The sequence below is a fragment of the Streptomyces sp. FH025 genome, assembly GCF_017427025.1.
GTDB lineage: Bacteria > Actinomycetota > Actinomycetes > Streptomycetales > Streptomycetaceae > Kitasatospora.
The window spans coordinates 14,791-40,369 of sequence record NZ_JAFLNG010000001.1; the positions used below are offsets into that span (position 1 = coordinate 14,791).

The window sequence follows — 25,579 nt, forward strand, 5'->3', positions numbered from 1 at the left end:
GTGCGGTGTCTCTACGCTGGAGGCATGTCGGTCCAACCCGAGATCACTCAGCGGGATTTCCGCAGCAGGTCAAAAGAGATCATGGACGCCGTCCAGGCTGGCCAGTCCTTCACCGTGACCAGGGACGGGCATCAGATCGGGGAGCTGATCCCGCTGCGCCGTCGCCGACGGTTCGTTTCCCGGGACGAGTTCGCCGCCATGTCGCGCAGTGCTCCCGACATCTCCCTCGACGCCTTCCGAGCCGATCAGGAGGCCACGGCCGAGCAGCGGGCGGATGACTCATATGGCCGCTGAGTACCAGCAGGGGCTTCTCGACACCAACATCATGATCCTGCGTAAGTGGGTGGACCCGGCCGAGTTGCCGACCGAGATGGCCATCAGCGCGATCACCCTCGCCGAACTCTCTGCCGGTCCGCACGAGGTGCGCCGGAACGAGGAGCAGAAGGACTACGACGAGTACGCCGAACGGGCCCGGCGGCTCGACGTGCTTCAACGGGCAGAGAACGAATTCGACCCGATTCCGTTCGATGCCGACGCGGCCCGGATCTACGGGCGAGTCTGCGCAGCGGTGGTCGGAGCTGGCCGCAAGCCGAGGCGTCGGATAGCGGATCTGATGATCGCGGCGATTGCCATCGCCGAGGACCTGCCGCTGTTCACCACCAACCCGGACGACTTCAAGGGCCTTGAAGGCCTGCTCACCGTGGTTCCGGTGAGCAGGCCTCTGGTTGAGCATTCCTGAGGTCTCGGGGCCCGGAGGTGACCGTCAGGCGGCGTGCCGTTCCGTCGCCGACCGCCCGATGTAGAGGAGCGGCTGCCGCAGCCCGCTGTCGGCGATCTGCACGGCCGCCCGGACGCGTGCCGCCATGTACGGCTCGGCAAGGTCGTCGAGTTCGCTCAACGGCACCCACGCGAAGGCCTTGATCTCGTCGCGCGCGCCAATAGGGACGCCCTGGCGCTTCAGGGCGTCCACCTCCTCGGCGCTGGCGAACCCGCCGTCGCAGATGAAGTTGAAGCCCTCGCACGCGCCGGAAGACGGGTTGGCCGGGATCTGGTCGACCCCGAGGTGGAACTCGATCACCCGGCGCAGACCGGTCTCCTCCGCCAGCTCCCGCATGGCACCGTCGGCGATCTGCTCGCCCTGGTGGACGGCCCCGCCCGGGAGCTGGAGACCCTTCCGGTAGTGCGTTTCCGCCATGAGGACCTCCCCGTCCTGGTTCCTGACCATGACGACGGCACCGATGCGGCGGGTGGCTTCGTTCTTCACGGATGTTGCTCCGATCGCTGGATGTGTGCGGGTACTACTCGGAGTCGAAGGAAGTCCCGAATGCCGGGGGACTCGGTTCCGCCCGCGCCGCCGGCCCGGCGGCGCGGGCGGGGGAGATCAGTGGGCGTGGTTGATCAGTACCACGGCCGCGACGATGAGGTGCAGCCCGGCAGCGGCGGACACCCCGTAGGCAGCCCAGACCCGGACGGGGTCAGGAATGGATGCCGGAAGCTCGTAACCGTCCTCCGGCGTCTGCGAGTTCACTGGGATGTCGAGAGGTCGGCGTGAACGACCTTGCCGAAGGGGAGGACCGTGACGCCCCAGCGGCCACGGGTAAGCCGGTGGACCATCGCCAGACCCCGGCCCGACGTGGCATCGGGCCCGGCCTGGATCATCACCGGCATCACCCGGGAGCCGTCCCCGACCAGGATGCGGACGACCCGCTCGCTCGGCCGACGCACGGCCACGATCATGCGCATCTGGCACCCTGTCTCGACCGCATTGGTGGCCAACTCGCTGACGACCACCGAGGCGTCGTCGATCAGGTCATCCAGCCCCTACTCTCGTAGCTTCGCCCCGACGAAGCGACGGGCGTGACCCACCGATTCCGGCACGCGTTGAGGGCGGCGGTGAAGCAGGCAGCGGTGAGGCACGGGGCAGCACCCTAGGGGCTGCCGGGTGCCGCGCGTAATGCCGGTGAGTGGTGGCGGCGGGGCGTGATAGACCAGTCGACATTATGAATATCTGCGTCTTCTGCTCCGCGTACTCGCTCGATGACCGTTACACCGCCCCCGCCGCCGAGTTCGCCCGGCTCCTCGGGGAGGGCGGGCACACCCTGGTGTGGGGCGGCTCCAACGCTGGGCTGATGGGCCTCCTCGCCGACGAGGTGAAGGCCGCCGGCGGCAAGCTGGTTGGCGTGCTGGTGGAGATGCTGAAGCACAAGGCGTACGTCGGCGCGGACGAACTGATCATGACCGCCGACCTGCCCGAGCGGAAGGCGGAGTTGGCGTCCCGGGCGGACGCGATCGTCGTGCTGGTGGGCGGGCTCGGCACCATGGACGAGGTGACCGAGGTGCTGGAGCTCAAGAAGCACGGGATGTTCGAGAAGCCGGTGGTCGTCCTGGACACCGAGGGGTTCTACTCGGGCCTGCGCACCCAGATGGAGCGGATGGACGCCGAGGGCTTCCTGCCCCGGCCGCTCTCCGAGCTGATCACCTTCGCGGACACGCCCGCCGAGGTCTTCGAGCAGCTCAAGGCCTGAGAGGATCGGTCCCATGGCTGCACATCTGATCACCGGCGCCGGTTCCGGCATCGGCGCCGTCCTGGCCGAGAAGCTCGCCGAGCGCGGGGACGAGCTCTGGCTGCTCGCCCGCGACGCCCGTCGGGCCGCCGAGCTGCGGGACCGTTTCCCCGGGGCGAAGACCCTCGTCGGGGACCTCGGCGACCCCGCCAAGCTGTCCTGGGCCTTCGGGCACCAGACGCTGCCAGTCACCCTCGACTCGCTGCTGCACGTCGCGGGCGTGGTCGAGCTGGGGACGGTCGGTGAGCTGCCGGTCAAGGCGTGGCAGGAGACGCTGAACGTCAACCTGGTCGCCCCGGCCGAGCTGACCCGGCTGCTGCTGCCGTCCCTCCGGATGGCCAAGGGGCACGTCGTCTTCGTCAACTCCGGTGCGGGCCTGAGCGCCAGCGCCGAGTGGGCCTCGTACGCGGCCAGCAAGCACGGCCTCAAGGCGCTCGCCGACGCGCTGCGCCAGGAGGAGCACGCGAACGGCGTTCGCGTCACCTCGGTGTACCCCGGCCGCACCGCGACCGCGATGCAGGCCAAGGTGCACCAGCAGGAGGGCAAGGAGTACGACGCCGGGCGCTGGATCAAGCCGGAGTCCGTCGTGAAGGCGATCCTGGCCGCCCTGGACGCCTCCCGGGACGCGGAGATCATCGACATCAACGTCCGACCGGGGCGCTGAACCGGGGCGCTGAAACGCGCGAGGCGCCGCGCACTAGGCTCGGACGGGTGAGCACCCCACACCCCTTCCCCGACCTGCGCGGCGCCGCCACCGGCGTCGGCTCGCTGCCCGGCACCGACGCCCGGGAGGCCGCCAAGACCTCCACCGGGGCGCTGGAGCACCTGCCGTTCCTGCCCGAGCTGCCCGCGCGCGGTCCGGGCGCCGACATGATCGGCCGCAGCGCCGGCCTGCTGGTCGAGCTGTTCGCGCAGACCGAGCCCAGCGGTTGGCGGTTCACCGACCGCCCCGGACGGGACACCCGGCGCGCGCACTCCTGGCTCGGTGAGGACCTGGACGCCCTGGAGGAGTTCACCCAGGGCTACCAGGGCGCGCTCAAGGTCCAGGCCGTCGGCCCGTGGACGCTGGCCGCGAACATCGAGCTGAAGCACGGCGAGAAGGCGCTCGCCGACCACGGCGCCTGCCGGGACATCGCGGGCTCGCTCACCGAGGGCCTGCGCCGCCACCTCGCGGAGGTCCGCAAGCGCGTCCCCGGCGCACAGGTGGTCCTCCAGCTGGACGAGCCCTCGCTGCCCGCCGTCCTCGCCGGGAAGGTGAAGACCGCCAGCGGCTTCCAGCGGCTGCGCGCCGTGGACCGTCAGGTCGCCGAGGAGGTGCTGCGCGAGCTGATCCGAGGCCTGGACGCACCCGTCGTCGTGCACTCCTGCGCCCCGGACGTCCCGGTCCCGCTGCTGCGCCGGGCCGGGGCCGCCGGGATCTCCCTCGACTTCTCCCTCCTCACCGAGCGTTCGGACGACGACCTCGGCGAGGCGATCGAGGACGGCACGGTGATCCTCGCGGGTGTCGTCCCCTCCACTGACCTGGGGATGTCCGACCCGGCCGGTAGTGTCCAGGGTGTCAGGACCTTGTGGCGCAGGCTCGGGTTCGCCCCGGAGCTGCTGGGCCGCCGCGTGCTGGTGACACCGACCTGCGGGCTGGCCGGGGCCTCCCCGGCGTACGCGCGCAAGGCGCTGTCGCTCGCGGCGCGGGCGGCGCAGAGCCTGGTGGACAACCCGGAATGAGAACGTAGTAGGAGGGCTTGCGGTGGTGGCTGTCGAGGGCTGGGAGGACGTCCCGGCGGAGGTGCGCAGGCGGCACGCCGAGCTGGCGGCGGAGATCACCGACCACCGCGCCCGCTACTACGAGCAGGACGCGCCGATCGTCAGCGACGCCGACTTCGACGCGCTGATGCGCGAGCTGGAGGGGATCGAGGCCGAGCACCCGGCCCTGATCACCCCGGACTCGCCGAGCCAGAAGGTCGGCGGTGACGTCGCCGAGGGCTTCACCAAGGTCGAGCACCGCGAGCGGCTGCTCAGCCTGGACAACGCGATGGACGACGAGGAGCTCGCCGCCTGGGCCGAGCGGGTCGCCCGCGAGCTGGACGGCATCGACTACCACTACCTGTGCGAGCTCAAGGTGGACGGCCTGGCCGTCAACCTCACCTACGAGCGCGGCGAGTTGGTGCTGGCCGCGACCCGGGGCACCGGCCGGGTCGGCGAGGACATCACCGCCAACGTCCGCACCATCAAGGAGATCCCGCACCGGCTCAAGGGCGAGAACATCCCCGAGCTGGTCGAGATCCGCGGCGAGGTCTACCTGCCCACCGAGGCCTTCGAGGAGCTGAACGCCTCGCTCGCGGCGGAGAACGAGCGCCGTCGGCAGGCGAACGAGGAGCGCGCCAAGGAGGGCAAGCGTCCGCAGGCGCTGCTCCACCTGTTCGCCAACCCCCGTAACGCCGCCGCCGGTTCGCTGCGCCAGAAGGACCCGCTGGTCACCGCCTCCCGCCCGCTGCACATGGTGGTGCACGGCATCGGTGCCCGGGTCGGCTTCGACATCGACTGCCAGTCGCACGCCTACGACCTGCTGCGGGAGTGGGGCCTGCCGACCGCCCGGCACAACGAGGTGGTCAGGACGCTCGACGAGGTGCGGGCCTTCATCAAGCACTTCGGCGAGCAGCGGCACTCGGTCGAGCACGAGATCGACGGCGTCGTGGTCAAGGTGGACGAGATCGCCCTCCAGGGCCGGCTCGGCTCCACCTCCAAGTCCCCGCGCTGGGCGATCGCCTGGAAGTACCCGCCGGAGGAGGTCACCGCCAAGCTCGCCGAGATCAAGGTCGGCATCGGCCGCACCGGCCGGGCCACCCCGTACGCGGTGCTGGCCGAGCCGGTGAAGGTGGCCGGCTCGATGGTGCAGTACGCGACGCTGCACAACCAGGAGGTCGTCAAGGCCAAGGGCGTGCTGCTCGGCGACACCATCGTGCTGCGCAAGGCCGGTGACGTGATCCCGGAGATCCTCGGGCCGGTGGAGAGCCTGCGGGACGGCACCGAGCAAGCCTTCGTGATGCCTTCGAACTGCCACGAGTGCGGGGCGGAGCTGCGCCCGATGTCCGAGGGGGACATCGATCTGCGCTGCCCCAACGCCCAGTTCTGCCCGGCCCAGATCCGCGAGCGGATCGCCTTCCTGGGCGGCCGCTCCTCGCTGGACATCGAGGGCCTCGGTTACGTCGCGGCCACCGCGCTGACCCAGCCGCTGGAGCCGGTCGAGGCGCCGGTGAAGGACGAGGGTGACATCTTCGGGCTGACGATGGAGCAGCTGCTGCCGATCAAGGTGCTGGTGCGCGACCAGAAGACGGGCATGCCCAAGCTGGACGACCGCACCGGCAAGGAGAAGAAGGCCACCTTCTTCGCCAACCAGAAGGGCGAGCCCAAGAAGACGGCGAGCGTTCTGCTGGACAACTTGGAGAAGGTGAAGGACCGCCCGCTCTGGCGCTTCCTCAACGGCCTCTCGATCCGGCACGTCGGGCCGGTGGCGGCGCAGGAGCTGGCCCGGGAGTTCCGTGACCTGGACCGGATCTTCTCGGCCACCGAGGAGGAACTGGCGGCGGTCGAGGGCGTCGGGCCGATCATCGCCCGGTCCGTGGTCGAGTGGTACCAGGAGCAGTGGCACCGCGACATCCTGGAAAAGTGGCGCGAGGCCGGCGTCCGCTTCGTCGAGGAGTTCGCCGACGAGGAGGAGGCGGAGCGCCCGCTGGAGGGCCTGACGGTGGTGGTCACCGGCACCCTGGCCGGGCACACCCGGGACGGCGCCAAGGAGGCGCTGACCTCTCGTGGCGCGAAGGTGACGGGTTCGGTTTCGAAGAAGACCGACTTCGTGGTCGCCGGTGACAACCCCGGCTCCAAGTACGACAAGGCCGTGCAGCTGGGCCTGCCCGTCCTGGACGACGAGGGCTTCGCGGTGCTGCTCGCCGACGGTCCGGCCGCCGCCCGCGCCCACCTGGGGCTTCCGGAGCCGGAGGAGGCCGCCGAGCCGCAGAAGGGCCCGGCCGAGGCGCCTGCCGAGACCTCCGCCGAGAGCTGACGGGAGGGCCCGACCCGAGCGGCCGTCGAGCGGATCCGTGTTGTTATCGTCCTGATGCAACGTCACCGGGTGTCGTCCGGGGAAACCGGGCAAGGTGCCACCGTGTGGCACCCGGGGCGCGGTGGCGCGTTTCCGGTTGTCCGAAAGTCTGCCCACCGGGTGGGCCCCGGCATACCCTGGAGCGCAACAGAGTGTCAGCAGGGGTGGGGGCACCGGCTGAGTCGGTGCTCCTCGGGGTCGCTCCATGCCCGGCAGCTGTCGGTACCGGCACGGTGCCTCACCGTAAGGCGGCCTGACGGGGCGGGCCCGACGGAGGACAGGGCTTATGGATGGTACGACCGGCGGCGCGCCCACACGCCCGCCGCACGGGGTGGCGGGTGCGGTCCTGCTGCTCGGCGTGCTGCTGGCCGGTGCGGCGCCGCTCATCCCGCTGGCCGTCCTGGTCTACCGGTACGAACCCGAACTGCTGCCGCTGTTCGCGGTGCCGCTGGCCGTCCTGGTGGCGGCCTGGCGGATCGCCCGGGACCGCGCCCGAGACCAGCTGACCGACCCGCTGACCGACCTGCCCAACCGTCAGGCCTTACTGCTGGCCGCCCAGGAGGCGATCGCCGAGCGCGAGGACGGTTGCAGCGTCGGTCTGATACTGCTCGATCTGGATCGCTTCCGATCACTCAACGACACACTGGGTCATACGGCTGGTGACCGGTTGCTGGTTCACATCGCCCGCCGCCTCCACCGGGCGCTGCGCTCCGGCGGCCCGGCCGGCAGCGCCACCCGGGAGTCCATCGACGACGTCTTCGTCGGCCTGCCCCGGCACTACCGGCGCGGCCGCCCGATGGTGGCCCGGATGGGCGGCGACGAGTTCGCCGTCCTGCTGCCCGGCATCAACTACCCGGAGAGTCTGGAGCGGGTCGCCCAGGCGCTGATCGCCGAGCTCGCCGCGCCGATCCGGCTGGACGGGCTGCTGCTCGTGCTGGAGGCCAGCGCCGGCGTCTGCGTCTACCCGCAGCACGCCCAGGACGCCGAGTCGCTGCTGCGCCGCGCCGACGTGGCGATGGGCCACGCCCAGAACGAGCGCAGCGGCGTCGCCCAGTACGACGAGACCCAGGACGCCGACACGCCGTACCGGATCGGGCTGCTCGGGGACCTGCGCCGGGCCCTGGAGACCGGCGAGGTGCAGCTGCACTACCAGCCCAAGGTGGCCTTCGACGGCCGGGTGGTCGGCCTGGAGGCGCTGCTGCGCTGGGAGCGGCCAGGGCAGGGGAAGGTCTCGCCGGACGAGTTCGTCGGGCTCGCCGAGTCCAGCGGCCTGATGCCCCGGCTCACCGACTACGTGCTGGAGGCGGCCGTCGGCCAGCTCGCCTACTGGCGCGACCAGGGCCTCCAGGTGCAGGTCGCGGTCAACGTCTCGCCCCGCGACGTGCTCAACCCCGGCTTCGCCCAGCGGGTGGCCGGGCACCTCGTCCGCCACCAGGTGCCGGCCCACGCGCTCCAGCTGGAGATCACCGAGCGGCTGCTGCTGGACGACTCCCGCCGGGCCGCCGACACCCTCGCCGAGCTGCGCGGCTACGGCGTCGGGATGTCCCTGGACGACTTCGGCACCGGCCACTCCTCGCTGGTGCGGCTGCGCAGCCTGCCGGTGGGCGAGCTGAAGATCGACCGCTCCTTCGTCTCCCGGATGGTCGCCGACGACCACGACGCGGCGGTGGTCCGCTGCTCGGTGGAGCTCGCCCACTCGCTGGGCCTGACCGTGGTCGCCGAGGGCGTCGAGGACGACGAGACCTGGGAGCGGCTGCACTGCATGGGCGTGGACGCCGTCCAGGGCTGGCTGGTGTCGGCGGCGCTGCCCGCCGAGCAGGCCACCGCCTGGCTGCGGGTGCACCGCACGACCACGGCCCCGACGGTGGAGCGGCTGGGCGCGCCGCCGAAGTTCCCGTCGATGATCAAGCCGGTGCCGCAGCAGCCCGCCGCCAAGCCGGTCGTCCAGCCCGCCACCGTCCCGCCGGTGCTGCCGCCGACACTCCCGCCCGTGCGGCCGCCCGCGGTCCAGGCGGTGCCGGCCGTCCAGGCCGTGTCGGCAGGCCAGCCGGTGACGGCCGCGCCGGTGGAGATCAAGGCGCCGGGTGCGCAGACTTGGGCCCGTACCAGGCCGCAGTAGCGGGTGCCACGTTTACTCGTTGGCCGGTGGCCGGGCCGCGACCCATAGGATGGGGTCCAAAGACCACGAGGACGGAGCGCCGAACCCGGCCGCTCCTGCCCGGGCCCGGTACCGCCGGCAGGCGGCGTCGGGCCTCACCAGAACTCACCCTGAGGATCGCTGCATGCCTGGCATCACGCGCGAGGAGGTCGCCCACCTCGCCCGGCTGTCGCGTCTTGAGCTGAAGCCCGAAGAGCTGGACCACTTCGCCGAGCAGCTCGACGTGATCATCGGCGCGGTCGCCCGCGTTTCCGAGGTCGCCGGACAGGACGTCCCGCCGACCTCCCACCCGCTGCCGCTGACCAACGTCATGCGCGCGGACGAGGTGCGGCCGTCGCTCACCCCGGAGCAGGCGCTGTCCGGCGCCCCCGCCGCCGAGGAGCAGCGTTTCCGTGTGCCGCAGATCCTCGGGGAGGACTGACCGAGATGACCGAGCTGATCAAGTACACCGCCGCCGAGACCGCGAGCGCCATCGCCAAGGGCGAGGTGTCCGCCGTCGAGGTCGCGCAGGCGCACCTGGACCGCATCGAGGCCGTCGACAAGAAGGTCAACGCCTTCCTGCACGTCGACACCGAGGGCGCGCTGAACGCCGCCAAGGCCGTCGACGAGAAGCGCGCCAAGGGCGAGGAGCTGGGCCCGCTGGCCGGCGTCCCGCTCGCGCTGAAGGACGTCTTCACCACCAAGGGCATCCCGACCACCTGTGGTTCCAAGATGCTCGAAGGCTGGATCCCGCCCTACGACGCCACCCTGACCAGCCGTCTCAAGGACGCCGGCGTGGTCATCCTCGGCAAGACCAACATGGACGAGTTCGCGATGGGCTCCTCCACCGAGAACTCCGCCTACGGCCCGACCGGCAACCCGTGGGACCTCACCCGCATCCCCGGCGGCTCCGGCGGCGGTTCGGCCGCCGCGCTGGCCGCCTTCGAGGCCCCGCTGGCGATCGGCACCGACACCGGCGGCTCGATCCGCCAGCCCGGCGCCGTCACCGGCACCGTCGGCGTCAAGCCGACCTACGGCTCGGTGTCCCGCTACGGCCTGGTCGCGTTCTCGTCCTCGCTGGACCAGGGCGGCCCGTGCGCCCGCACCGTGCTGGACGCGGCGCTGCTGCACGAGGCCATCGCCGGGCACGACCCGCTGGACTCCACCTCGATCGACGCGCCCGTCCCGGCCGTGGTCGAGGCCGCGAAGATGCGCGACATCCGCGGCATGCGGATCGGCGTCGTCAAGGAGTTCGCCGGCGAGGGCTACCAGGCCGGCGTGATGCAGCGCTTCAACGAGTCGGTGGAGCTGCTGCGCGAGCTGGGCGCCGAGGTCGTCGAGGTCTCCTGCCCCTCCTTCACCCTGGCGCTGCCCGCGTACTACCTGATCGCGCCCAGCGAGTGCTCCTCCAACCTGGCCCGCTTCGACGCGATGCGCTACGGCCTGCGGGTCGGCGACGACGGCTCGCGGTCGGCCGAGGAGGTCACCGCGCTGACCCGTGAGGCCGGCTTCGGCGACGAGGTCAAGCGCCGCATCATCCTGGGCACCTACGCCCTCTCCTCGGGCTACTACGACGCCTACTACGGCTCGGCCCAGAAGGTCCGCACGCTCATCTCGCGCGACTTCGACGCGGCCTTCGCCGGGGTGGACGTGCTGGTCTCGCCGACCACGCCGACCACCGCCTTCCCGATCGGCGAGCGCGCCGACGACCCGATGGCGATGTACCTGGCCGACCTGTGCACGATCCCGTCCAACCTGGCGGGCAACGCGGCGATGTCGCTGCCGGTGGGCCTGGCCCCGGAGGACAATCTCCCGGTCGGCCTCCAGATCATCGCACCCGCGATGGCGGACGACCGCCTGTACCGCGTGGGCGGCGCCGTCGAGGCCGCACTCAACGACAAGTGGGGGCACACCCTGCTGGAGGAGGTACCGGCACTGTGAGCAAGTTCGAGAAGGCCAAGGCCGAAGCCGTCTCGCTGAAGGGGTGGAAGCACTCCAAGCCCGGTCTCTGGCTGTCCATCGGCACCAGCGCGTTCGGCGCGATCTCCATCGCCAAGGACGTCCGCAAGGCCCGCGAGGAGAGCGACACCCTCAAGCTGGTCAACGCCCTGGTCGGCGCCGCCGCGCTGATCACCGGCACCGCCCTGCTGGTGCGCGAGCTGCGCCAGCTCGGCTCCGACGACGTGCTGCTGGGCTGAGCGCCCTGGCCCGGCCCCGCGCGAGCGGCGGCCGGGCCCGTACCTCCCAAGTCTTTACGTGAGAAGGGACGCTGTGAGCGTCATGAACCTGGTCTCCTACGAGGACGCTCTCGCGTCGTACGACCCGGTGATGGGCCTTGAGGTCCACGTCGAGCTGGGCACCAAGACCAAGATGTTCTGCGGGTGCTCGACCGAGCTGGGCGCCGAGCCGAACAGCCAGACCTGCCCGACCTGCCTGGGCCTGCCGGGCTCGCTTCCGGTGGTCAACGCGGTGGGCGTGGAGTCGGCCGTCAAGATCGGCCTGGCACTGAACTGCGAGATCGCCGAGTGGTGCCGGTTCGCGCGGAAGAACTACTTCTACCCGGACATGCCCAAGAACTTCCAGACCTCGCAGTACGACGAGCCGATCGCCTTCAACGGCTACCTCGACGTGCAGCTGGAGGACGGCTCGACCTTCCGGGTGGAGATCGAGCGCGCCCACATGGAGGAGGACACCGGCAAGTCCAGCCACGTCGGCGGCGCCACCGGTCGCATCCACGGGGCCACCCACTCGCTGCTCGACTACAACCGGGCCGGCATCCCGCTGATCGAGATCGTCACCAAGCCGATCGTCGGCGCCGGCGAGCGCGCCCCCGAGGTCGCCAAGGCGTACGTCGCCGAACTGCGCGAGCTGATCAAGTCGCTGGGCGTCTCCGAGGCCCGGATGGACAAGGGCCAGATGCGCTGCGACGTCAACCTGTCGCTGCGCCCCAACGGCACCGAGACCTTCGGCACCCGTTCGGAGACGAAGAACGTCAACTCGCTGCGCAGCGTGGAGCGGGCCGCGCGGTTCGAGATCCAGCGGCACGCCACCGTGCTGACCGACGGCGGCACCATCGTCCAGGAGACCCGCCACTTCCACGAGGACGACGGCACCACCACCTCGGGCCGGATCAAGGACAACGCCGAGGACTACCGCTACTTCCCGGAGCCGGACCTGGTGCCGGTCGCCCCGGCCCGCGAGTGGGTCGAGGAGCTGCGCGCCGCGCTGCCGGAGCTGCCGCGGGTGCGTCGTGCCCGGCTGCAGGCCGAGTGGGGCCTGTCCGACAAGGACATGCAGTCCGTGCTCAACGCCGGTGCGGTGGAGCCGATCCAGGAGACCATCGCGGCCGGTGCCCCGGCCGACCAGGCCCGCAAGTGGTGGATGGGCGAGCTGGCCCGTCGCGCCAACGAGACCGGCACCGAGCTGAGCGAGCAGCCGATCACCCCGGCGCAGGTCGCCCGGGTCGCCGCGCTGGTCGCCGAGGGCAAGCTGAACGACAAGCTGGCCCGCCAGGTCATCGAGGCCGTGCTGGCCGGCGAGGGCGAGCCGGACGAGGTCGTCGAGAAGCGCGGCCTGGCCGTGGTCTCGGACGACTCCGCGCTGGGTGCGGCCGTCGACCAGGCCATCGCCGAGAACGAGGCGATCGCCGCCAAGATCCGCGACGGCAAGATCGCCGCGGTGGGCGCGCTGGTCGGCGCGGTCATGAAGGCCACCCGCGGCCAGGCGGACGCCGCCCGCGTGAAGGACCTCATCTTGGAGAAGCTGGGTGTGTCTGCCTGAGGCCGCTAAGGCTGACTAGTTCGTCAACCCTGCCTTCCTAAGGCGTCTAAGGCATCTAAGGCCCCCTAAGTAAGGCCTAAGGCCCTGTCTCACCTCTAGATCTAGGTGAGACAGGGCCTTAAACCTTTCTCGGCGCCCCATCTAAGGCATCCGGCCTTCGAAACATCGGGCACGCTCCCGATGTGGCCACCCCCTCTGGGAGAGGAAGCTCTTACTCGTCAGGGAGACGGAGCGAAACCCACAGGGGGAACCCGAAGTGATCGAGTACGAGATCATCCAGCAGCACGCCCACGAGCTCGAAGCCCGTGCCGAGCACGAGCGCCTGGCGCGCGAGGCCAAGGAAGCCCGCCGACTTCGCCGGCGTCCGGTCGCCGCCCGCTTCCAGCGGCGCCCCGTGCGTCAGACCGAATGCTGACGGACCGGCACCGTGAAGGTGCCGAGGGAGTCCTGGAGGGGGAGGCGCCGCGAGAAGGCGCCTCCCCCTCCGGGCGTTCGCCGGGTTCCTCCGGGCGTTCGCCGGGCGAGATAACCCCTCTCTCCGCCGCCTCCGGCTATGGCATGCTCGCCTCCATGCAGCAGATATCGGTCAGCCCCGTCTTCGTCGGCCGCGGCAGCGAGATCACCGAACTGACCGCCGCGCTGCGCCGGGCCGGCACCGGCAGCCCGCAGACCGTGCTGATCGGGGGCGAGGCGGGCGTCGGCAAGACCCGGCTGCTGGAGGAGTTCCTGCAGCGTGCCGCCGACGGGGGAGCGGTCACCTCCCTGGGCGGCTGTCTGGAGGTCGGCGCCGAGGGCCTGCCGTACGCGCCGCTGGCCACCGCGCTGCGCCGGCTGTACCGCTCGCTGGGCGCCGAACTGGAGGCCGCCGCGGCCGGCAGCGAGGGGCACCTCGCCCGGCTGCTCCCCGAGTTCGGCGAGGCTGACGGCGAACCGAACGACGAGTACGGCCGGGCCCGGCTGTTCGAGCACACCGCGAGGCTGTTCGAACGGCTCGGCGCGGAGCGTACCCTCGTCCTCGCCGTCGAGGACCTGCACTGGTCCGACCGCTCCACCCGCGAGCTGCTGGCCTTCCTGGTGCGCACCCTGCACCGCTCCCGGGTGCTGCTGGTCGCCACCTACCGCACCGACGACCTGCACCGCCGGCACCCGCTGCGCCCCTTCCTGGCCGAGCTGGAACGCCTGCGCACCGTCCAGCGGCTGGAGCTGGCGCGGTTCGACCGCCGCGAGGTCGCCGCCCAGTTGGCCGGCATCCTCGGCACCGCCACCCCCGACCGCCAGCTGGTGGACCGCATCCACCGCCGCTCGGAGGGGAACCCGTTCTTCGTCGAGGAGTTGGCCACCGCCTTCCAGGACGGCTTCGGCGCCGGGCTGACCGATTCGCTGCGGGACATCCTGCTGGTGCGGGTCGAGGGCCTGGACGAGGAGGCCCAGCGGGTGGTGCGGATCGCCGCCGAGGGCGGCTCGTACGTCGAACACGCCCTGCTGGCCGCCGTCCTGGACGAGGACGAGGAGTCGCTGATCGAGGCGCTGCGGGTGGCCGTCGGCGCCAACATCCTGCGCCCGGACAGCGAGGGCGAGGGCTACCGCTTCCGGCACGCGCTGGTGCGCGAGGCGGTCTCGGACGACCTGCTGCCCGGCGAACGGCACCGGATCAACCGCAAGTTCGCGCTCGCCGTGGAGGCCCAGCCGCACCTCGTCTCCTCCGACGTGCTGCCCGCTCGGCTGGCCAACTACTGGTACCACGCGCACGATCCGGCCCGCGCCCTGCCGACCGCCCTGGACGCCGCCCGAGCGGCCCGCCGCCGCAACGCCTTCGCCGAGCAGCTCGGCATGCTGGAACGGGCCCTGGAGCTGTGGGACATGGTCTCCGAGGACGTGCTGGCGCACACCCTGCGCCCGTACGACTGGGCCGAGACCTACCCGCCCGGCTCCCGCGACCACAGCCCCGCCGACGCGGACTGCGACCGGATCCAGCTGGTCGACGTGCTGGCCGAGGCGGTGGTCGCGGCCCGGCGCTGCGGCGACCGCGAGCGCGGGCTGAGCCTGGCCAAGCGCGGGCTGCGGCTGGTCGACGAGGCGGAGCACCCGGTGCGCGCGGCCTGGTTCCGGATCAACCGGGCCCGGATGCTGGGCAATCTGCGCCGCTCCGGGGACGACGAGGAGATCGCCCACGCCCACCGGCTGGTGGAGCACCTGCCGCCGTCCGCCGTCCAGGCCGAGGTGTTCGCGCTGGCCGCCGGCGTCGCGATGCTCAAGAAGCCGGGCCCCGAGCACCTGGAGCTGGCCGAGCGGGCGATCCGGATCGCCGAGCAGGTCGGCGCGCACTCGGTCGAGGTGCACGCCCGGATGACCCTCGGCGGGCTGCGCGACGACGTGCAGGCCGACGCCGAGGGCGGGCTGGCCGAGCTGGTCGGCGCGGTCGAGCGGGCCCGTCGGCTGGGCGTGCCCGACCTCCTGCTGCGCGGCCTCAACAACCTGTCCAGCGCGCAGCGCGCACTGGGCCGGGCCGAGGAGGCCGCCCGGCTGGCCCGGGAGGGCCTGGACTTCGCCGACGGCAACGGCCTGCTGCGCAACATCGGCACCATCCTGACCGGCAACCTGGTCGAGGCGCTCGCCGACCTCGGGCGGCTACGGGAGGCCGAGGAGGTGCTCGCCGCCTGCGAGTTGACCAGCCTGAGCGGCACCCACGCCGAGTTCCTGGACCGGATGCGCGGCGACCTCGCCCTGCTGCGCGGGGACCTGCACACCGCGGCGACCATGCTGGCCCGGGCCCGGGCGGCCAACCGGGTCGGCCAGGTCCAGCACAGCGTGCCGATCAGCCGGCTGGCCGTACGGGTCGCCGCGCACGGCGGGCGGCCGCTGGAGGCCCGGGCCGAACTGCTCGCCGCGCTCGCGGAGGAGGGGCGGCCCGGCCAGGAGTCGGACGTCTACCCGCTGCTGGTGGAGGCCGCCGGGGTGGAGGCGGACAGCCGGGGCCTGCCGCAGGCCGAGGCGGGCCGGGCCGAGGCGCTGGCCGCGATCGCCGCGGTGGCCGCCGAACTGCGGCCCCGGGTGCCGCTGCACCACGGCTGGGCCCGGCTGCTGGAGGCCGAACTGGCCCGCGCCGAGGCGGCCGACACGCCGGAGCAGTGGGCGGCGGCGGTCACCGCGCTGCGGCCGACCGGCCTGCCGTACCCGATGGCGCTCGCGCTGCTGCGCGCCGGCGAGGCCGAGGTACGGGCCGGGCGGCGCGAGTCGGCGGCCGAACTGCTGCGCGAGGCCGCCGAATTGGCGGCCACTCGGGGGGACCGGCCGCTGGGGGCCCAGATCGCCGCGCTGGCCGAGCGGGCCGGGCTCACCCTGACCCCGGCCGAGCGCCCGGCCGCGGCCGCCGCGCCGACGGCGGACACCGCGGACTCCTTCGGTCTCACCCCCCGCGAGCGGGACGTGCTGAGGCTGCTCGCACGCGGCTGGACCAACCGGCAGATCGCCGAGGAGCTGTACATCTCTCCGAAGACCGCAAGCGTGCACGTGTCCAACATCCTGGGCAAGCTCGCGGTCGGCGGCCGGGGCGAGGCGGCCGCGCTGGCCCACCGGCTGCGCCTGTTCCCCGACGATCTGGCCCCCTCGGGCCGCTGAACCGCAGGTCGCGCACCCCGGACGGGCCCCTTCGCGCCCGTCCGGGGCGGGCGGACGGGCGCCGCCGCGTGCTCCTGTGCGCGCCGCGTGAGCCCCCGTCCGCGCGCCGTCGCCAACCGGGACGATCCGTCGGAATCAGGTGCATTTCCCCCCTCCCCGGCCATTACTCTAAGTTGAATGTGCGTGCCGTTGAGTGACGGATCTGGTGTAGGGTCCCGCTCGGGAACATCGGTGCGGTGCGGTGACCGGAAGGCCGCCCACCCCCTGGGCCACCGTCCTGACGGGGCGCCAGGCCGCCGCGTACGGCCGAGAGGTACGCGGCCGGTGGCCCGTGACCGGGGTGCCAGGCCCCGGGCCGGAGGGGGAGAGACCGAGTGAGCTCCACCGATACGCTGCTGCCCGGAGCCGCATGTCCGGGCGTACCGCCCACCGGCGCGTCCGCCGCCGACCTGCCCGCACCCGCCCGGCGCGGCCCGCTGAGCCGGCTCCGCGGCAGTCGTGCGCTGCCGGGACTGGCCCTCGGCGGGCTCTGCCTGGCCTACGCGCTGGGCGCCGCGACGGGTTGGGGGTCGCGCCAGCTCTCGGTCTTCATGGGTGACTTCGGCCTGGCCGCAGCCGCCCTCGCGGCCGCGCTGTCCTGCCTGGTGTACGGCTGCACGGTCGGCGGGCACGCCCGCCCGGCCTGGCTGCTGTTCGGCCTCTCCTCGCTCATGGTCGCCTTCGGCAACGGCACCTGGGGCTGGTACGAGCTGGTCGTGCGCACCCCGCTGCCGAAGGACTCGCTCGCCGAGTACGCCTTCCTGCTGTTCGCCCCGCTCGCCATCACCGGCGTCCTGGTGCTCGCCCAGCGCCCGCGCTCGGCGGCCGGCTGGCTCTGCCTGCTGCTCGACGGCTGGCTGATCGCCGGCTCGCTGTTCACCCTGAGCTGGAGCCTGGCGCTCGGCCGGATCGCGGCCGGGGAGGCCGGCTCCCCGCTGCGGCTGGCCCTCAACCTGGCCTATCCGGTACTGGACATCCTGCTGGTCAGCCTGGTGGTGGGCCTGCGCTTCGGCGGCCGGGACGGCAACCGGGCGGCCGTGCACACCGCGATGCTGGCGCTCGCCGTCACCGTGCTGTGCGACGCGCTGTTCACCTCCGCGGAGCTGCGCAGCAGCTACCACTCGGGCGAACTCCTGGACGCCGGCTGGTTCTCCGGCAGCCTGCTGCTCGCCTGGGCACCGTGGTCCCCGCGCTGGCGCCGTCCGCTGCGCGAACACCCCTCGGCCGGCGGGCTGCCACGGCGCCGGGTGGCCACCACCTTCAGCGCGCTCACCCCGTACGCGGCGGCCGCGGTGTGCATCGCGGGAATCCTCTACAACGCCCTCGGCGGGCGCCAGTTGGACCGGGTGGTGGCCGCGGCCGCGTGCACCGTCGGGCTGGCACTGATCCTCAGGCAGGGCGTGATGCTGCTCGACAACCTGTCGCTGGCCCAGGAACTCGCCCACAAGGAGGCGCACTTCCGCTCCCTGGTGCAGGGCTCCAGCGACGTCATCATGATCGCCGGGGCCAACGGCGTGCTCTCGTACGTGTCCTCGGCCGCGCTCGGCGTCTACGGGCGGGACCCGGAGGAGCTGGTCGGTGGCAACCTGCTGGACCTCGTCCACCCCGAGGACGTGGACAGAGTGCTCTCCGAGGTCCGCCGCTACCTCGCGAGAGTCCGGCTCGCCGCCCACCGGGCCCCGGGCACCGCCGAGCCCTCGGCCCGGGTGGAGTGCCGGATCAGCTCCGGCGGCGGCGAGTGGCTGCACGTCGAGTCCACGGTCAGCCGGCACCGCGACGGCCTGCTGCTCAACAGCCGGGACGTCACCGAACGCGTCATGCTCCAGGCCCAGTTGCAGCACAACGCCTTCCACGACCCGCTCACCGACCTGCCCAACCGGGCGCTGTTCACCCAGCGGCTGCGCGCCGCCCTCGGTGCCCGCGGCCAGCAGGGCGAGGCGGGCGCCGGGGTCGCGGTGCTCTTCCTCGACCTGGACGGCTTCAAGGCGGTCAACGACAGCGCCGGCCACCAGGTCGGCGACGAACTGCTGGTGCAGGCCGCCCGCAGGCTCCAGGCCGCCGTCCGCTGCGGGGACACCGTCGCCCGGTTCGGCGGCGACGAGTTCGCCGCGCTGGTCTGCGGCCCGCTCGGCCGCCTACAGGTCCAGGAGCTGTCCGAACGGCTGCGGATCGCGCTCTCCCAGCCGTACTGGATCGGCGGCGTCGAACTCGGCGTCGCCGCCAGCATCGGCATCGCCTTCGGAACCCCCGAACGGGGGCCCGCCGCCGATCCCCGGGCCGGAGCCGACGAGTTGATGCGCAACGCCGACCTCGCGATGTACCGGGCCAAGTCCGAGGGCAAGGGCCGGGTGGTGCTCTACACCCCCGCGATGCGGGCCGACCTGGAGCGCCGCACCGACCTGGCGGACCGGCTGCGGCTGGCCGTCCGGGAGGGCGGATTCACCCTGCTGCACCAGCCGGTGGTGGACCTCGCCAGCGGCGCGGTGACCGGTGTCGAGGCCCAGGCCCGCTGGCGCTCGGCGAGCGGGCTGCTGCTCACCCCGGCCGAGTTCCTGCGCTCGGCCGAACACGGCGACGCGGCCGCCCGGTTCTCCCGCTGGTTGGTCCACGAGGCGGTGGCCGCCGCCGTCGCCCGCCGCGACCCGCTCGGCCGCGGCCGGGGCGGGCCGGCGACCGTCCCGGTGGCCGTCCGGCTCTCCGCCGAGCGGCTCTGCTCGCCCGGCCTGTACGAGGCGGTCGCCGCGGCACTGCGCGACAGCGGGCTGCCGGCCGGCGAGCTGGTGATCGAGGTGGCCCGGATGGGGCCGGACTCGCTCGCCGACGAACTCGGCCGGCGGCTGGCCGCGTTGCGCCGGCTCGGCGTCTCCACCTGGCTGGCCGGCTACGGCGCCGGCAGCGGCTCGCTGGGGGCCCTGGCCCGGATGCCCTTCGACGGGCTCAAGCTGGACCGCTCGCTGGTCCGGGACCTCGGCGAGTCCGCGCTCAGCCGCACCCTCGCCGGGCACTCGCTGCGGCTCGGCCGCGACCTCGGGATGGCCACCGCCGCCGAAGGGGTGGACCTGCCCCGCCAGGTCGTCGCGCTGCAGGAGCTGGGCTGCCGCCAGGCCCAGGGATCGGCCTTCGCCCCGCCGCTGGACGAGATCCGGTTGCGCCGGGCGCTGGCCCGCCGCGGCTACCCCCTGCCCGGGCCCGGCCCGCTCTCCGCCCGGTGCCCTCAACCGGCCGCGGACGCCCGTACGAGTGGCCGGACGGAGCCCCCCGGGGGGCGTGGCGTAGATCACCTCGGGGCCTCCGACCTGCCCGAACGCCCTGCCGTTGCCGGTCCGACAGCTGGTCCGAATGACGAGACGGGCGTCCCACCTGCTTGACACACCACCCCGGACGGGAGGAAGGTCGTTGCCATGCGCACCCGAATTCTCGTACTTGGCGGGCGCGTCGGCTGAGTGGGCTCACACGCCCCGCTCGTGACAGACCGACGCGCCACCCCTCGCATGCCCTTGGGCACGAGGGGTTTTTTGTTGCACTGACGCTGTTCCACCTCCGCAAGACCCCTGGCCCCGACCGCCCCTCAAGTCCGATCTGTTGGATTGAGCGGGACGATTGAGGCAGAGCCGGCGATCGACCCGGACCGGGACCCCGCCCTCCGCAGCACCGGGGCCCGTACCTCCGGGTCGGCAAAATCCGAGAAGAGACAGGCAGATGACTGAGCACGCCGCTTCCCCCCGCCGCGGGGACAACCCGGCCGCCCACGCTCCCGCTCCCCAGCACGTCGTCGAGACCATGACCGGAGCCCAGTCGCTCATCCGCTCGCTTGAGGCCGTGGGCGCGGACACCGTCTTCGGCATCCCGGGCGGGGCCATCCTTCCCGCGTACGACCCGCTGATGGACTCCGTCGAGGTGCGCCACATCCTGGTCCGGCACGAGCAGGGCGCCGGGCACGCCGCCACCGGCTACGCGCAGGCCACCGGCCGGGTCGGGGTCTGCATGGCCACCTCGGGGCCGGGTGCGACCAACCTGGTCACCCCGATCGCCGACGCGTACATGGACTCCGTGCCGATCGTCGCGATCACCGGCCAGGTCTCCTCCAAGGCGATCGGCACCGACGCCTTCCAGGAGGCGGACATCTGCGGCATCACGATGCCGATCACCAAGCACAACTACCTGGTCACCGACCCCGCCGAGATCCCCCGGGTGATCGCCGAGGCCTTCCACATCGCCGCCACCGGCCGCCCCGGCCCCGTCCTGGTCGACATCGCCAAGGACGCCCTCCAGGCCACCACCACCTTCCGCTGGCCGGTCGAGCACCAGCTGCCGGGCTACCGCCCGGTCACCAAGCCGCACGCCAAGCAGATCCGCGAGGCCGCGAAGCTGCTGGTCAGCTCCAAGCGCCCGGTGCTCTACGTCGGCGGCGGCGTGATCAAGGCGCAGGCCACCGCCGAGCTGCGGATCCTCGCTGAGCTGACCGGCGCCCCGGTCGTCACCACCCTGATGGCGCTCGGCGCCTTCCCGGACAGCCACCCGCAGCACCTGGGCATGCCGGGCATGCACGGCTCCGTCCCGGCCGTCACCGCGCTCCAGAAGTCGGACCTGCTGTTCACCCTCGGCGCCCGCTTCGACGACCGGGTCACCGGCAAGCTGGACAGCTTCGCCCCGTACGCCAAGATCGTGCACGCCGACATCGACCCGGCCGAGATCGGCAAGAACCGCCCGGCGGACGTGCCGATCGTCGGCGACGCCCGCGAGGTGCTGGCCGACCTGATCGTCGCCGTCCAGGCCGAGTTCGACGCCGGCCACAAGGGCGACTACTCGGAGTGGTGGCAGAAGCTCGACGAGTGGAAGCGCACCTACCCGCTGGGCTACGAGCCGGCCCCGAACGGCCAGCTCTCCCCGCAGCAGGTCATCGAGCGGATCGGTCAGCTGGTCGGCTCGGACGCGATCTACGCCGCGGGCGTCGGCCAGCACCAGATGTGGAGCTCGCAGTACATCCGGTTCGAGAAGCCCGGTACCTGGCTCAACTCCGGCGGCGCCGGCACCATGGGCTACGCCGTCCCGGCGGCCATGGGCGCCAAGGCCGGCCGCCCGGAGACCGCGGTCTGGGCCATCGACGGCGACGGCTGCTTCCAGATGACCAACCAGGAGCTGGTCACCTGCGCCCTGAACGACATCCCGATCAAGGTCGCGGTCATCAACAACGGCTCGCTGGGCATGGTCCGGCAGTGGCAGACGCTGTTCTACAACCAGCGCTACTCCAACACCGTGCTGCACTCCGGTCCGGAGCACGACGGCATCGAGCCGCCGGCCCAGGGCACCCGGATCCCCGACTTCGTCCGGCTGTCCGAGGCGATGGGCTGCGTCGGCCTGCGCTGCGAGCGCCCCGAGGACCTGGACGCGGTCATCCGGCAGGCGATGGAGATCAACGACCGCCCGGTCGTCATCGACTTCATCGTCCACCAGGACGCCATGGTCTGGCCGATGGTCGCGGCCGGCACCAGCAACGACGAGATCCAGTTCGCCAAGGGCGTGCGCCCGGACTTCGGCGACGATCTCGACTGACTGCCCCCGCCCACCCGTCGCCCACCGCCACCCTTCTTGGGACCGGCTCCGCCGGACCCCTCTTGTGCGACTGAGGAATCCCATGTCCAAGCACACCCTCTCCGTCCTGGTCGAGAACAAGCCCGGCGTGCTCGCCCGCATCGCCGCGCTGTTCTCCCGTCGGGGCTTCAACATCGACTCCCTCGCCGTCGGCTCGACCGAGCATCCGGACGTGTCCCGGATGACGATCGTGGTCAACGTCGAGGACCTCCCGCTGGAACAGGTCACCAAGCAGCTCAACAAGCTCGTGAACGTGATAAAGATCGTCGAACTCGACCAGTCCGCTGCGATCCAGCGGGAACTGGTCCTGGTGAAGGTCCGCGCCGACAACGAGACCCGGTCGCAGATCGTCGAGATCGTCCAGCTGTTCCGTGCCAAGACCGTCGACGTGTCGCCGGAAGCGGTGACCATCGAGGCCACCGGTAGCTCGGACAAGCTGGAGGCCATGCTCCGGATGCTGGAGCCTTACGGCATCAAGGAGTTGGTCCAGTCCGGCCTGGTCGCCATCGGCCGCGGCGCGCGTTCGATCACGGACCGCTCGCTGCGCGCCCTCGACCGCAGCGCCTGACCCGCGCTGTCTCAACTGCTGAAGACTGCAGAAGCAAAGACCCCACACCCCGCCAGGTGCGATTACGGTGAGTACCGCGCACCCGGCACCAACACGCAAGGAGATGTGCCCCCGTGGCCGAGCTGTTCTACGAAGACGACGCCGACCTGTCCATCATCCAGGGCCGCAAGGTCGCGGTCATCGGCTACGGCAGCCAGGGCCACGCCCACGCGCTGTCCCTGCGCGACTCCGGCGCCGACGTCCGGGTCGGCCTGAAGCCGGAGTCCAAGTCCCGCGCCAAGGCCGAGGAGGCCGGCCTGCGCGTGGTCACCCCGGCCGAGGCGGCGGCCGAGGCCGACGTCATCATGATCCTGGTGCCGGACCCGATCCAGGCCGACGTCTACGAGGCCGACATCGCCCCGCACCTGAAGTCCGGCGACGCCCTGTTCTTCGGCCACGGCCTGAACATCCGCTTCGGCTTCATCAAGCCCCCGGCGGACGTCGACGTCTGCATGGTCGCCCCGAAGGGCCCGGGCCACCTGGTCCGCCGCCAGTACGAGGAGGGCCGCGGCGTTCCGGCGATCGTCGCCGTCGAGCAGGACGCCTCCGGCAAGGCCTTCGACCTGGCGCTCTCCTACGCCAAGGGCCTGGGCGCCACCAAGGCCGGCGTCATCAAGACCACCTTCACCGAGGAGACCGAGACCGACCTGTTCGGTGAGCAGGCCGTCCTCTGCGGTGGCACCGCCGCCCTGGTGAAGGCCGGGTTCGAGACCCTGGTCGAGGCCGGCTACCAGCCGGAGATCGCCTACTTCGAGTGCCTGCACGAGCTGAAGCTCATCGTCGACCTGATGTACGAGGGCGGCCTGGAGAAGATGCGCTGGTCGGTCTCCGAGACCGCCGAGTGGGGCGACTACGTCACCGGCCCGCGGATCATCACCGACGCCACCAAGGCCGAGATGAAGAAGGTCCTCGCCGAGATCCAGGACGGCACCTTCGCCAACACCTGGATCGCCGAGTACAAGGCGGGTCTGCCCAAGTACAACGAGTACAAGAAGGCCGACGAGGACCACCTGCTGGAGACCACCGGCAAGAAGCTGCGCTCGCTGATGAGCTGGGTCAACGAGAAGGCCTGAGCCTTCCCGACAGGTTCGATTTTGTAAGTTCGTTGTACAAGTAGGCTGCTCTCGTCCGGGTGATTTCGCCGGACGGGAGCAGCCGGGCGCCCAGCCCGTCGATACACTCCGAGTGCGCGTCAGGCCCACAGCGTCGTGCGTCTACCTACGCGGCATGCCACCTTCCCCCGCCCTCACACGCCACGCGCGTGCGCCGGGGAACCGGACAGTTAAGGACCCACTGTCGTGAGCACTGTGACATCCAAGAGCGCCGTCGTACTGATCGCCGAAGAGCTGTCGCCCGCCACCGTCGACGCCCTCGGCCCCGACTTCGAGATCCGCCACTGCAACGGCGCCGACCGCAACGAGCTGCTCACCGCGATCGCCGACGTCGACGCGATCCTGATCCGCTCCGCCACCAAGGTCGACGCCGAGGCCCTGGCCGCCGCCCGCAAGCTCAAGGTGGTCGCCCGCGCCGGCGTCGGCCTGGACAACGTGGACGTCGCCGCCGCCACCAAGGCCGGCGTGATGGTCGTCAACGCGCCGACCTCCAACATCGTCACCGCCGCCGAGCTGGCCTGCGGCCTGCTGATCTCCGTCGCCCGCAACATCGCCCCGGCCAACGCGGCGCTCAAGGGCGGCGAGTGGAAGCGCAACAAGTACACCGGCGTCGAGCTGAGCGAGAAGACCCTCGGCGTGGTCGGCCTCGGCCGGATCGGTGTCCTGGTCGCCCAGCGGATGTCCGCGTTCGGGATGAAGATCGTCGCGTACGACCCCTACATCCAGGCCGCCCGCGCCGCGCAGATGGGCGTCAAGCTCGTCACGCTGGAGGAGCTGCTGGAGGTGTCGGACTTCATCACCGTCCACCTCCCCAAGACCCCCGAGACCATCGGCCTGATCGGCGACGAGGCGCTGCACAAGGTCAAGCCGTCCGTGCGCATCGTGAACGCCGCCCGCGGCGGCATCGTGGACGAGGAGGCGCTCGCCTCCGCCCTGAGCGAGGGCCGGGTGGCCGGCGCGGGCCTGGACGTGTACTCCAAGGAGCCGTGCACCGACTCCCCGCTGTTCGCCTTCGACAACGTGGTGGCCACCCCGCACCTGGGCGCGTCCACCGACGAGGCGCAGGAGAAGGCCGGCATCGCCGTCGCCAAGTCGGTGCGCCTGGCGCTGGCCGGCGAGCTGGTGCCGGACGCGGTGAACGTCCAGGGCGGCGTGATCGCCGAGGACGTCCGCCCGGGCCTGCCGCTGGCCGAGAAGCTCGGCCGGATCTTCACCGCGCTGGCCGGCGAGGTGGCCGTCCGCCTCGACGTCGAGGTCCGCGGCGAGATCACCCAGCACGACGTGAAGGTGCTCGAACTGTCCGCGCTGAAGGGCGTGTTCGAGGACGTGGTGGCGGAGACGGTGTCCTACGTCAACGCCCCGCTGTTCGCCCAGGAGCGCGGTGTCGAGGTCCGACTGACCACCTCCAGCGAGAGCCCCGAGCACCGCAACGTGATCACCGTGCGCGGCACTCTCGCGAACGGCGAGGAGATCGCCATCTCCGGCACGCTGGCCGGTCCGAAGCAGACCCAGAAGATCGTCGGCGTGGACGCCTTCGACGTGGACGTGGCGCTCACCGACCACATGGCCTTCTTCAAGTACGAGGACCGCCCCGGCGTGGTCGGCGTGCTCGGCAAGCACCTCGGCGACGCGGGCATCAACATCGCGGGCATGCAGGTCGCCCGGGACGGCGGCTGCGCGCTGGCGTCCATCACCGTGGACACCGAGATCCCGCAGGACGTGCTGTCGGCGATCGCCGCCGAGATCGGCGCCCGCTTCGCGCGCTCGGTCGACCTGGGCTGACACCCGCCCGACACCCGGCCTGACCAGGGCCCGGACCGCCGTTCGAACGGCGGTCCGGGCCCTGTGGCGTTCTCCCGGGGGCTCCTGTCTCAGATACTAGGAAATCCAAGTATTCGTGCAGACACGGCCGGGGCGTCGTCGTACCGTGGAAGGGCCATACGGTGTGCCGCCCCTGTAGCCAGGGTGTGCGGCCCGCATGCGCGTGCGCTTCCGTGGGTAGGCGATCCCTGCTCCCGCGCTCCCTCCCACCCT

The 25,579-nt window shown here is 71.9% G+C and carries 19 protein-coding genes and 1 pseudogene; 18 read left to right on the forward strand and 2 right to left on the reverse strand.

The annotated features are described in order from the left end of the window. The first annotated feature begins 24 nt into the window (after positions 1 to 24). Both J0670_RS00070 and J0670_RS00075 read left to right on the forward strand, forming a co-directional pair. Positions 25 to 294 (forward strand): type II toxin-antitoxin system Phd/YefM family antitoxin, encoded by a 270-nt coding sequence (locus tag J0670_RS00070; protein ID WP_207808331.1) that lies wholly within the window; start codon positions 25 to 27, stop codon positions 292 to 294. After that, positions 284 to 739, forward strand: coding sequence for a type II toxin-antitoxin system VapC family toxin (locus J0670_RS00075; RefSeq protein ID WP_207808333.1), 456 nt, complete (start codon positions 284 to 286; stop codon positions 737 to 739). Before J0670_RS00070 ends, J0670_RS00075 begins: the two co-directional genes overlap by 11 nt. A 24-nt stretch (positions 740 to 763) precedes the next feature. On the opposite strand, the gene J0670_RS00080 is transcribed toward J0670_RS00075, so the two are convergent. Both J0670_RS00080 and J0670_RS00085 read right to left on the reverse strand, forming a co-directional pair. Further along, positions 764 to 1,264, reverse strand: coding sequence for an NUDIX domain-containing protein (locus J0670_RS00080; RefSeq protein WP_207808335.1), 501 nt, complete (start codon positions 1,262 to 1,264; stop codon positions 764 to 766). A 260-nt stretch (positions 1,265 to 1,524) separates the two neighbouring features. Further along, positions 1,525 to 1,791, reverse strand: a complete 267-nt coding sequence (locus J0670_RS00085; protein ID WP_207808336.1) for an ATP-binding protein — start codon at positions 1,789 to 1,791, stop codon at positions 1,525 to 1,527. A gap of 209 nt (positions 1,792 to 2,000) precedes the next feature. On the opposite strand from J0670_RS00085, the gene J0670_RS00090 reads away from it, so the two are divergent. From J0670_RS00090 to serA, 16 genes and pseudogenes are all read left to right on the forward strand, one after another. Next, positions 2,001 to 2,525, forward strand: a complete 525-nt coding sequence (locus J0670_RS00090) for a TIGR00730 family Rossman fold protein (RefSeq protein WP_207808338.1) — start codon at positions 2,001 to 2,003, stop codon at positions 2,523 to 2,525. Between the two features lie 13 nt (positions 2,526 to 2,538). Beyond that, the gene (locus tag J0670_RS00095; protein WP_207808340.1) at positions 2,539 to 3,228 is read left to right on the forward strand and encodes an SDR family oxidoreductase; all 690 of its coding nucleotides are present in this window, start codon (positions 2,539 to 2,541) and stop codon (positions 3,226 to 3,228) included. 47 nt (positions 3,229 to 3,275) lie between these two features. Further along, positions 3,276 to 4,286 carry a methionine synthase gene (locus J0670_RS00100; protein ID WP_307806317.1) on the forward strand — a complete coding sequence of 337 codons (1,011 nt, stop codon included), beginning with the start codon at positions 3,276 to 3,278 and terminating at the stop codon, positions 4,284 to 4,286. 25 nt (positions 4,287 to 4,311) lie between these two features. Continuing rightward, positions 4,312 to 6,621 (forward strand): NAD-dependent DNA ligase LigA, encoded by a 2,310-nt coding sequence (ligA, locus tag J0670_RS00105; protein WP_207808359.1) that lies wholly within the window; start codon positions 4,312 to 4,314, stop codon positions 6,619 to 6,621. A gap of 388 nt (positions 6,622 to 7,009) precedes the next feature. Beyond that, positions 7,010 to 8,497: pseudogene (locus J0670_RS00110) on the forward strand (putative bifunctional diguanylate cyclase/phosphodiesterase); the annotation flags it as partial. A 445-nt stretch (positions 8,498 to 8,942) separates the two neighbouring features. Continuing rightward, on the forward strand, positions 8,943 to 9,239 hold the full coding sequence (gene gatC, locus J0670_RS00115; protein ID WP_030057414.1) for an Asp-tRNA(Asn)/Glu-tRNA(Gln) amidotransferase subunit GatC: 297 nt from the start codon (positions 8,943 to 8,945) through the stop codon (positions 9,237 to 9,239). 5 nt (positions 9,240 to 9,244) lie between these two features. Then, a complete protein-coding gene (gatA, locus tag J0670_RS00120; RefSeq protein WP_207808343.1) occupies positions 9,245 to 10,738 on the forward strand; it encodes an Asp-tRNA(Asn)/Glu-tRNA(Gln) amidotransferase subunit GatA in 1,494 nt (497 codons plus the stop codon). Beyond that, positions 10,735 to 10,995, forward strand: a complete 261-nt coding sequence (locus J0670_RS00125) for a hypothetical protein (protein ID WP_207808345.1) — start codon at positions 10,735 to 10,737, stop codon at positions 10,993 to 10,995. The genes gatA and J0670_RS00125 overlap by 4 nt, the downstream gene beginning before the upstream one ends. 73 nt (positions 10,996 to 11,068) lie before the next feature. After that, complete coding sequence (gene gatB / locus J0670_RS00130; protein ID WP_207808347.1) at positions 11,069 to 12,577, forward strand: Asp-tRNA(Asn)/Glu-tRNA(Gln) amidotransferase subunit GatB; 1,509 nt, start codon at positions 11,069 to 11,071, stop codon at positions 12,575 to 12,577. A 256-nt stretch (positions 12,578 to 12,833) separates the two neighbouring features. Beyond that, positions 12,834 to 12,992, forward strand: coding sequence for a hypothetical protein (locus J0670_RS00135; RefSeq protein WP_207808349.1), 159 nt, complete (start codon positions 12,834 to 12,836; stop codon positions 12,990 to 12,992). A 155-nt stretch (positions 12,993 to 13,147) separates the two neighbouring features. Continuing rightward, positions 13,148 to 16,195 carry a helix-turn-helix transcriptional regulator gene (locus J0670_RS00140; RefSeq protein WP_243436299.1) on the forward strand — a complete coding sequence of 1,016 codons (3,048 nt, stop codon included), beginning with the start codon at positions 13,148 to 13,150 and terminating at the stop codon, positions 16,193 to 16,195. Between the two features lie 476 nt (positions 16,196 to 16,671). Then, positions 16,672 to 19,602, forward strand: coding sequence for a bifunctional diguanylate cyclase/phosphodiesterase (locus J0670_RS00145; protein ID WP_243436308.1), 2,931 nt, complete (start codon positions 16,672 to 16,674; stop codon positions 19,600 to 19,602). A gap of 331 nt (positions 19,603 to 19,933) precedes the next feature. Then, the gene (locus J0670_RS00150; protein ID WP_207808353.1) at positions 19,934 to 21,787 is read left to right on the forward strand and encodes an acetolactate synthase large subunit; all 1,854 of its coding nucleotides are present in this window, start codon (positions 19,934 to 19,936) and stop codon (positions 21,785 to 21,787) included. Positions 21,788 to 21,869: 82 nt separating this feature from the next. Beyond that, the gene (gene ilvN / locus J0670_RS00155) at positions 21,870 to 22,394 is read left to right on the forward strand and encodes an acetolactate synthase small subunit (RefSeq protein WP_049657946.1); all 525 of its coding nucleotides are present in this window, start codon (positions 21,870 to 21,872) and stop codon (positions 22,392 to 22,394) included. 113 nt (positions 22,395 to 22,507) lie between these two features. After that, positions 22,508 to 23,506, forward strand: coding sequence for a ketol-acid reductoisomerase (gene ilvC / locus J0670_RS00160; RefSeq protein ID WP_207808355.1), 999 nt, complete (start codon positions 22,508 to 22,510; stop codon positions 23,504 to 23,506). Positions 23,507 to 23,740: 234 nt separating this feature from the next. Then, positions 23,741 to 25,327 (forward strand): phosphoglycerate dehydrogenase, encoded by a 1,587-nt coding sequence (gene serA, locus J0670_RS00165; RefSeq protein ID WP_207808363.1) that lies wholly within the window; start codon positions 23,741 to 23,743, stop codon positions 25,325 to 25,327. The last annotated feature ends 252 nt before the right edge of the window (positions 25,328 to 25,579 follow it).

What these genes read in the sequence shown, in the direction of transcription:
- J0670_RS00070 (WP_207808331.1), top strand. Translation starts at nt 25, where the DNA reads ATGTCGGTCCAACCCGAGATCACTCAGCGGGATTTCCGCAGCAGGTCA.
- J0670_RS00075 (WP_207808333.1), top strand. Translation starts at nt 284, where the DNA reads ATGGCCGCTGAGTACCAGCAGGGGCTTCTCGACACCAACATCATGATC.
- J0670_RS00090 (WP_207808338.1), top strand. Translation starts at nt 2,001, where the DNA reads ATGAATATCTGCGTCTTCTGCTCCGCGTACTCGCTCGATGACCGTTAC.
- J0670_RS00095 (WP_207808340.1), top strand. Translation starts at nt 2,539, where the DNA reads ATGGCTGCACATCTGATCACCGGCGCCGGTTCCGGCATCGGCGCCGTC.
- gatC (WP_030057414.1), top strand. Translation starts at nt 8,943, where the DNA reads ATGCCTGGCATCACGCGCGAGGAGGTCGCCCACCTCGCCCGGCTGTCG.
- gatA (WP_207808343.1), top strand. Translation starts at nt 9,245, where the DNA reads ATGACCGAGCTGATCAAGTACACCGCCGCCGAGACCGCGAGCGCCATC.
- J0670_RS00140 (WP_243436299.1), top strand. Translation starts at nt 13,148, where the DNA reads ATGCAGCAGATATCGGTCAGCCCCGTCTTCGTCGGCCGCGGCAGCGAG.
- J0670_RS00150 (WP_207808353.1), top strand. Translation starts at nt 19,934, where the DNA reads ATGACTGAGCACGCCGCTTCCCCCCGCCGCGGGGACAACCCGGCCGCC.
- ilvN (WP_049657946.1), top strand. Translation starts at nt 21,870, where the DNA reads ATGTCCAAGCACACCCTCTCCGTCCTGGTCGAGAACAAGCCCGGCGTG.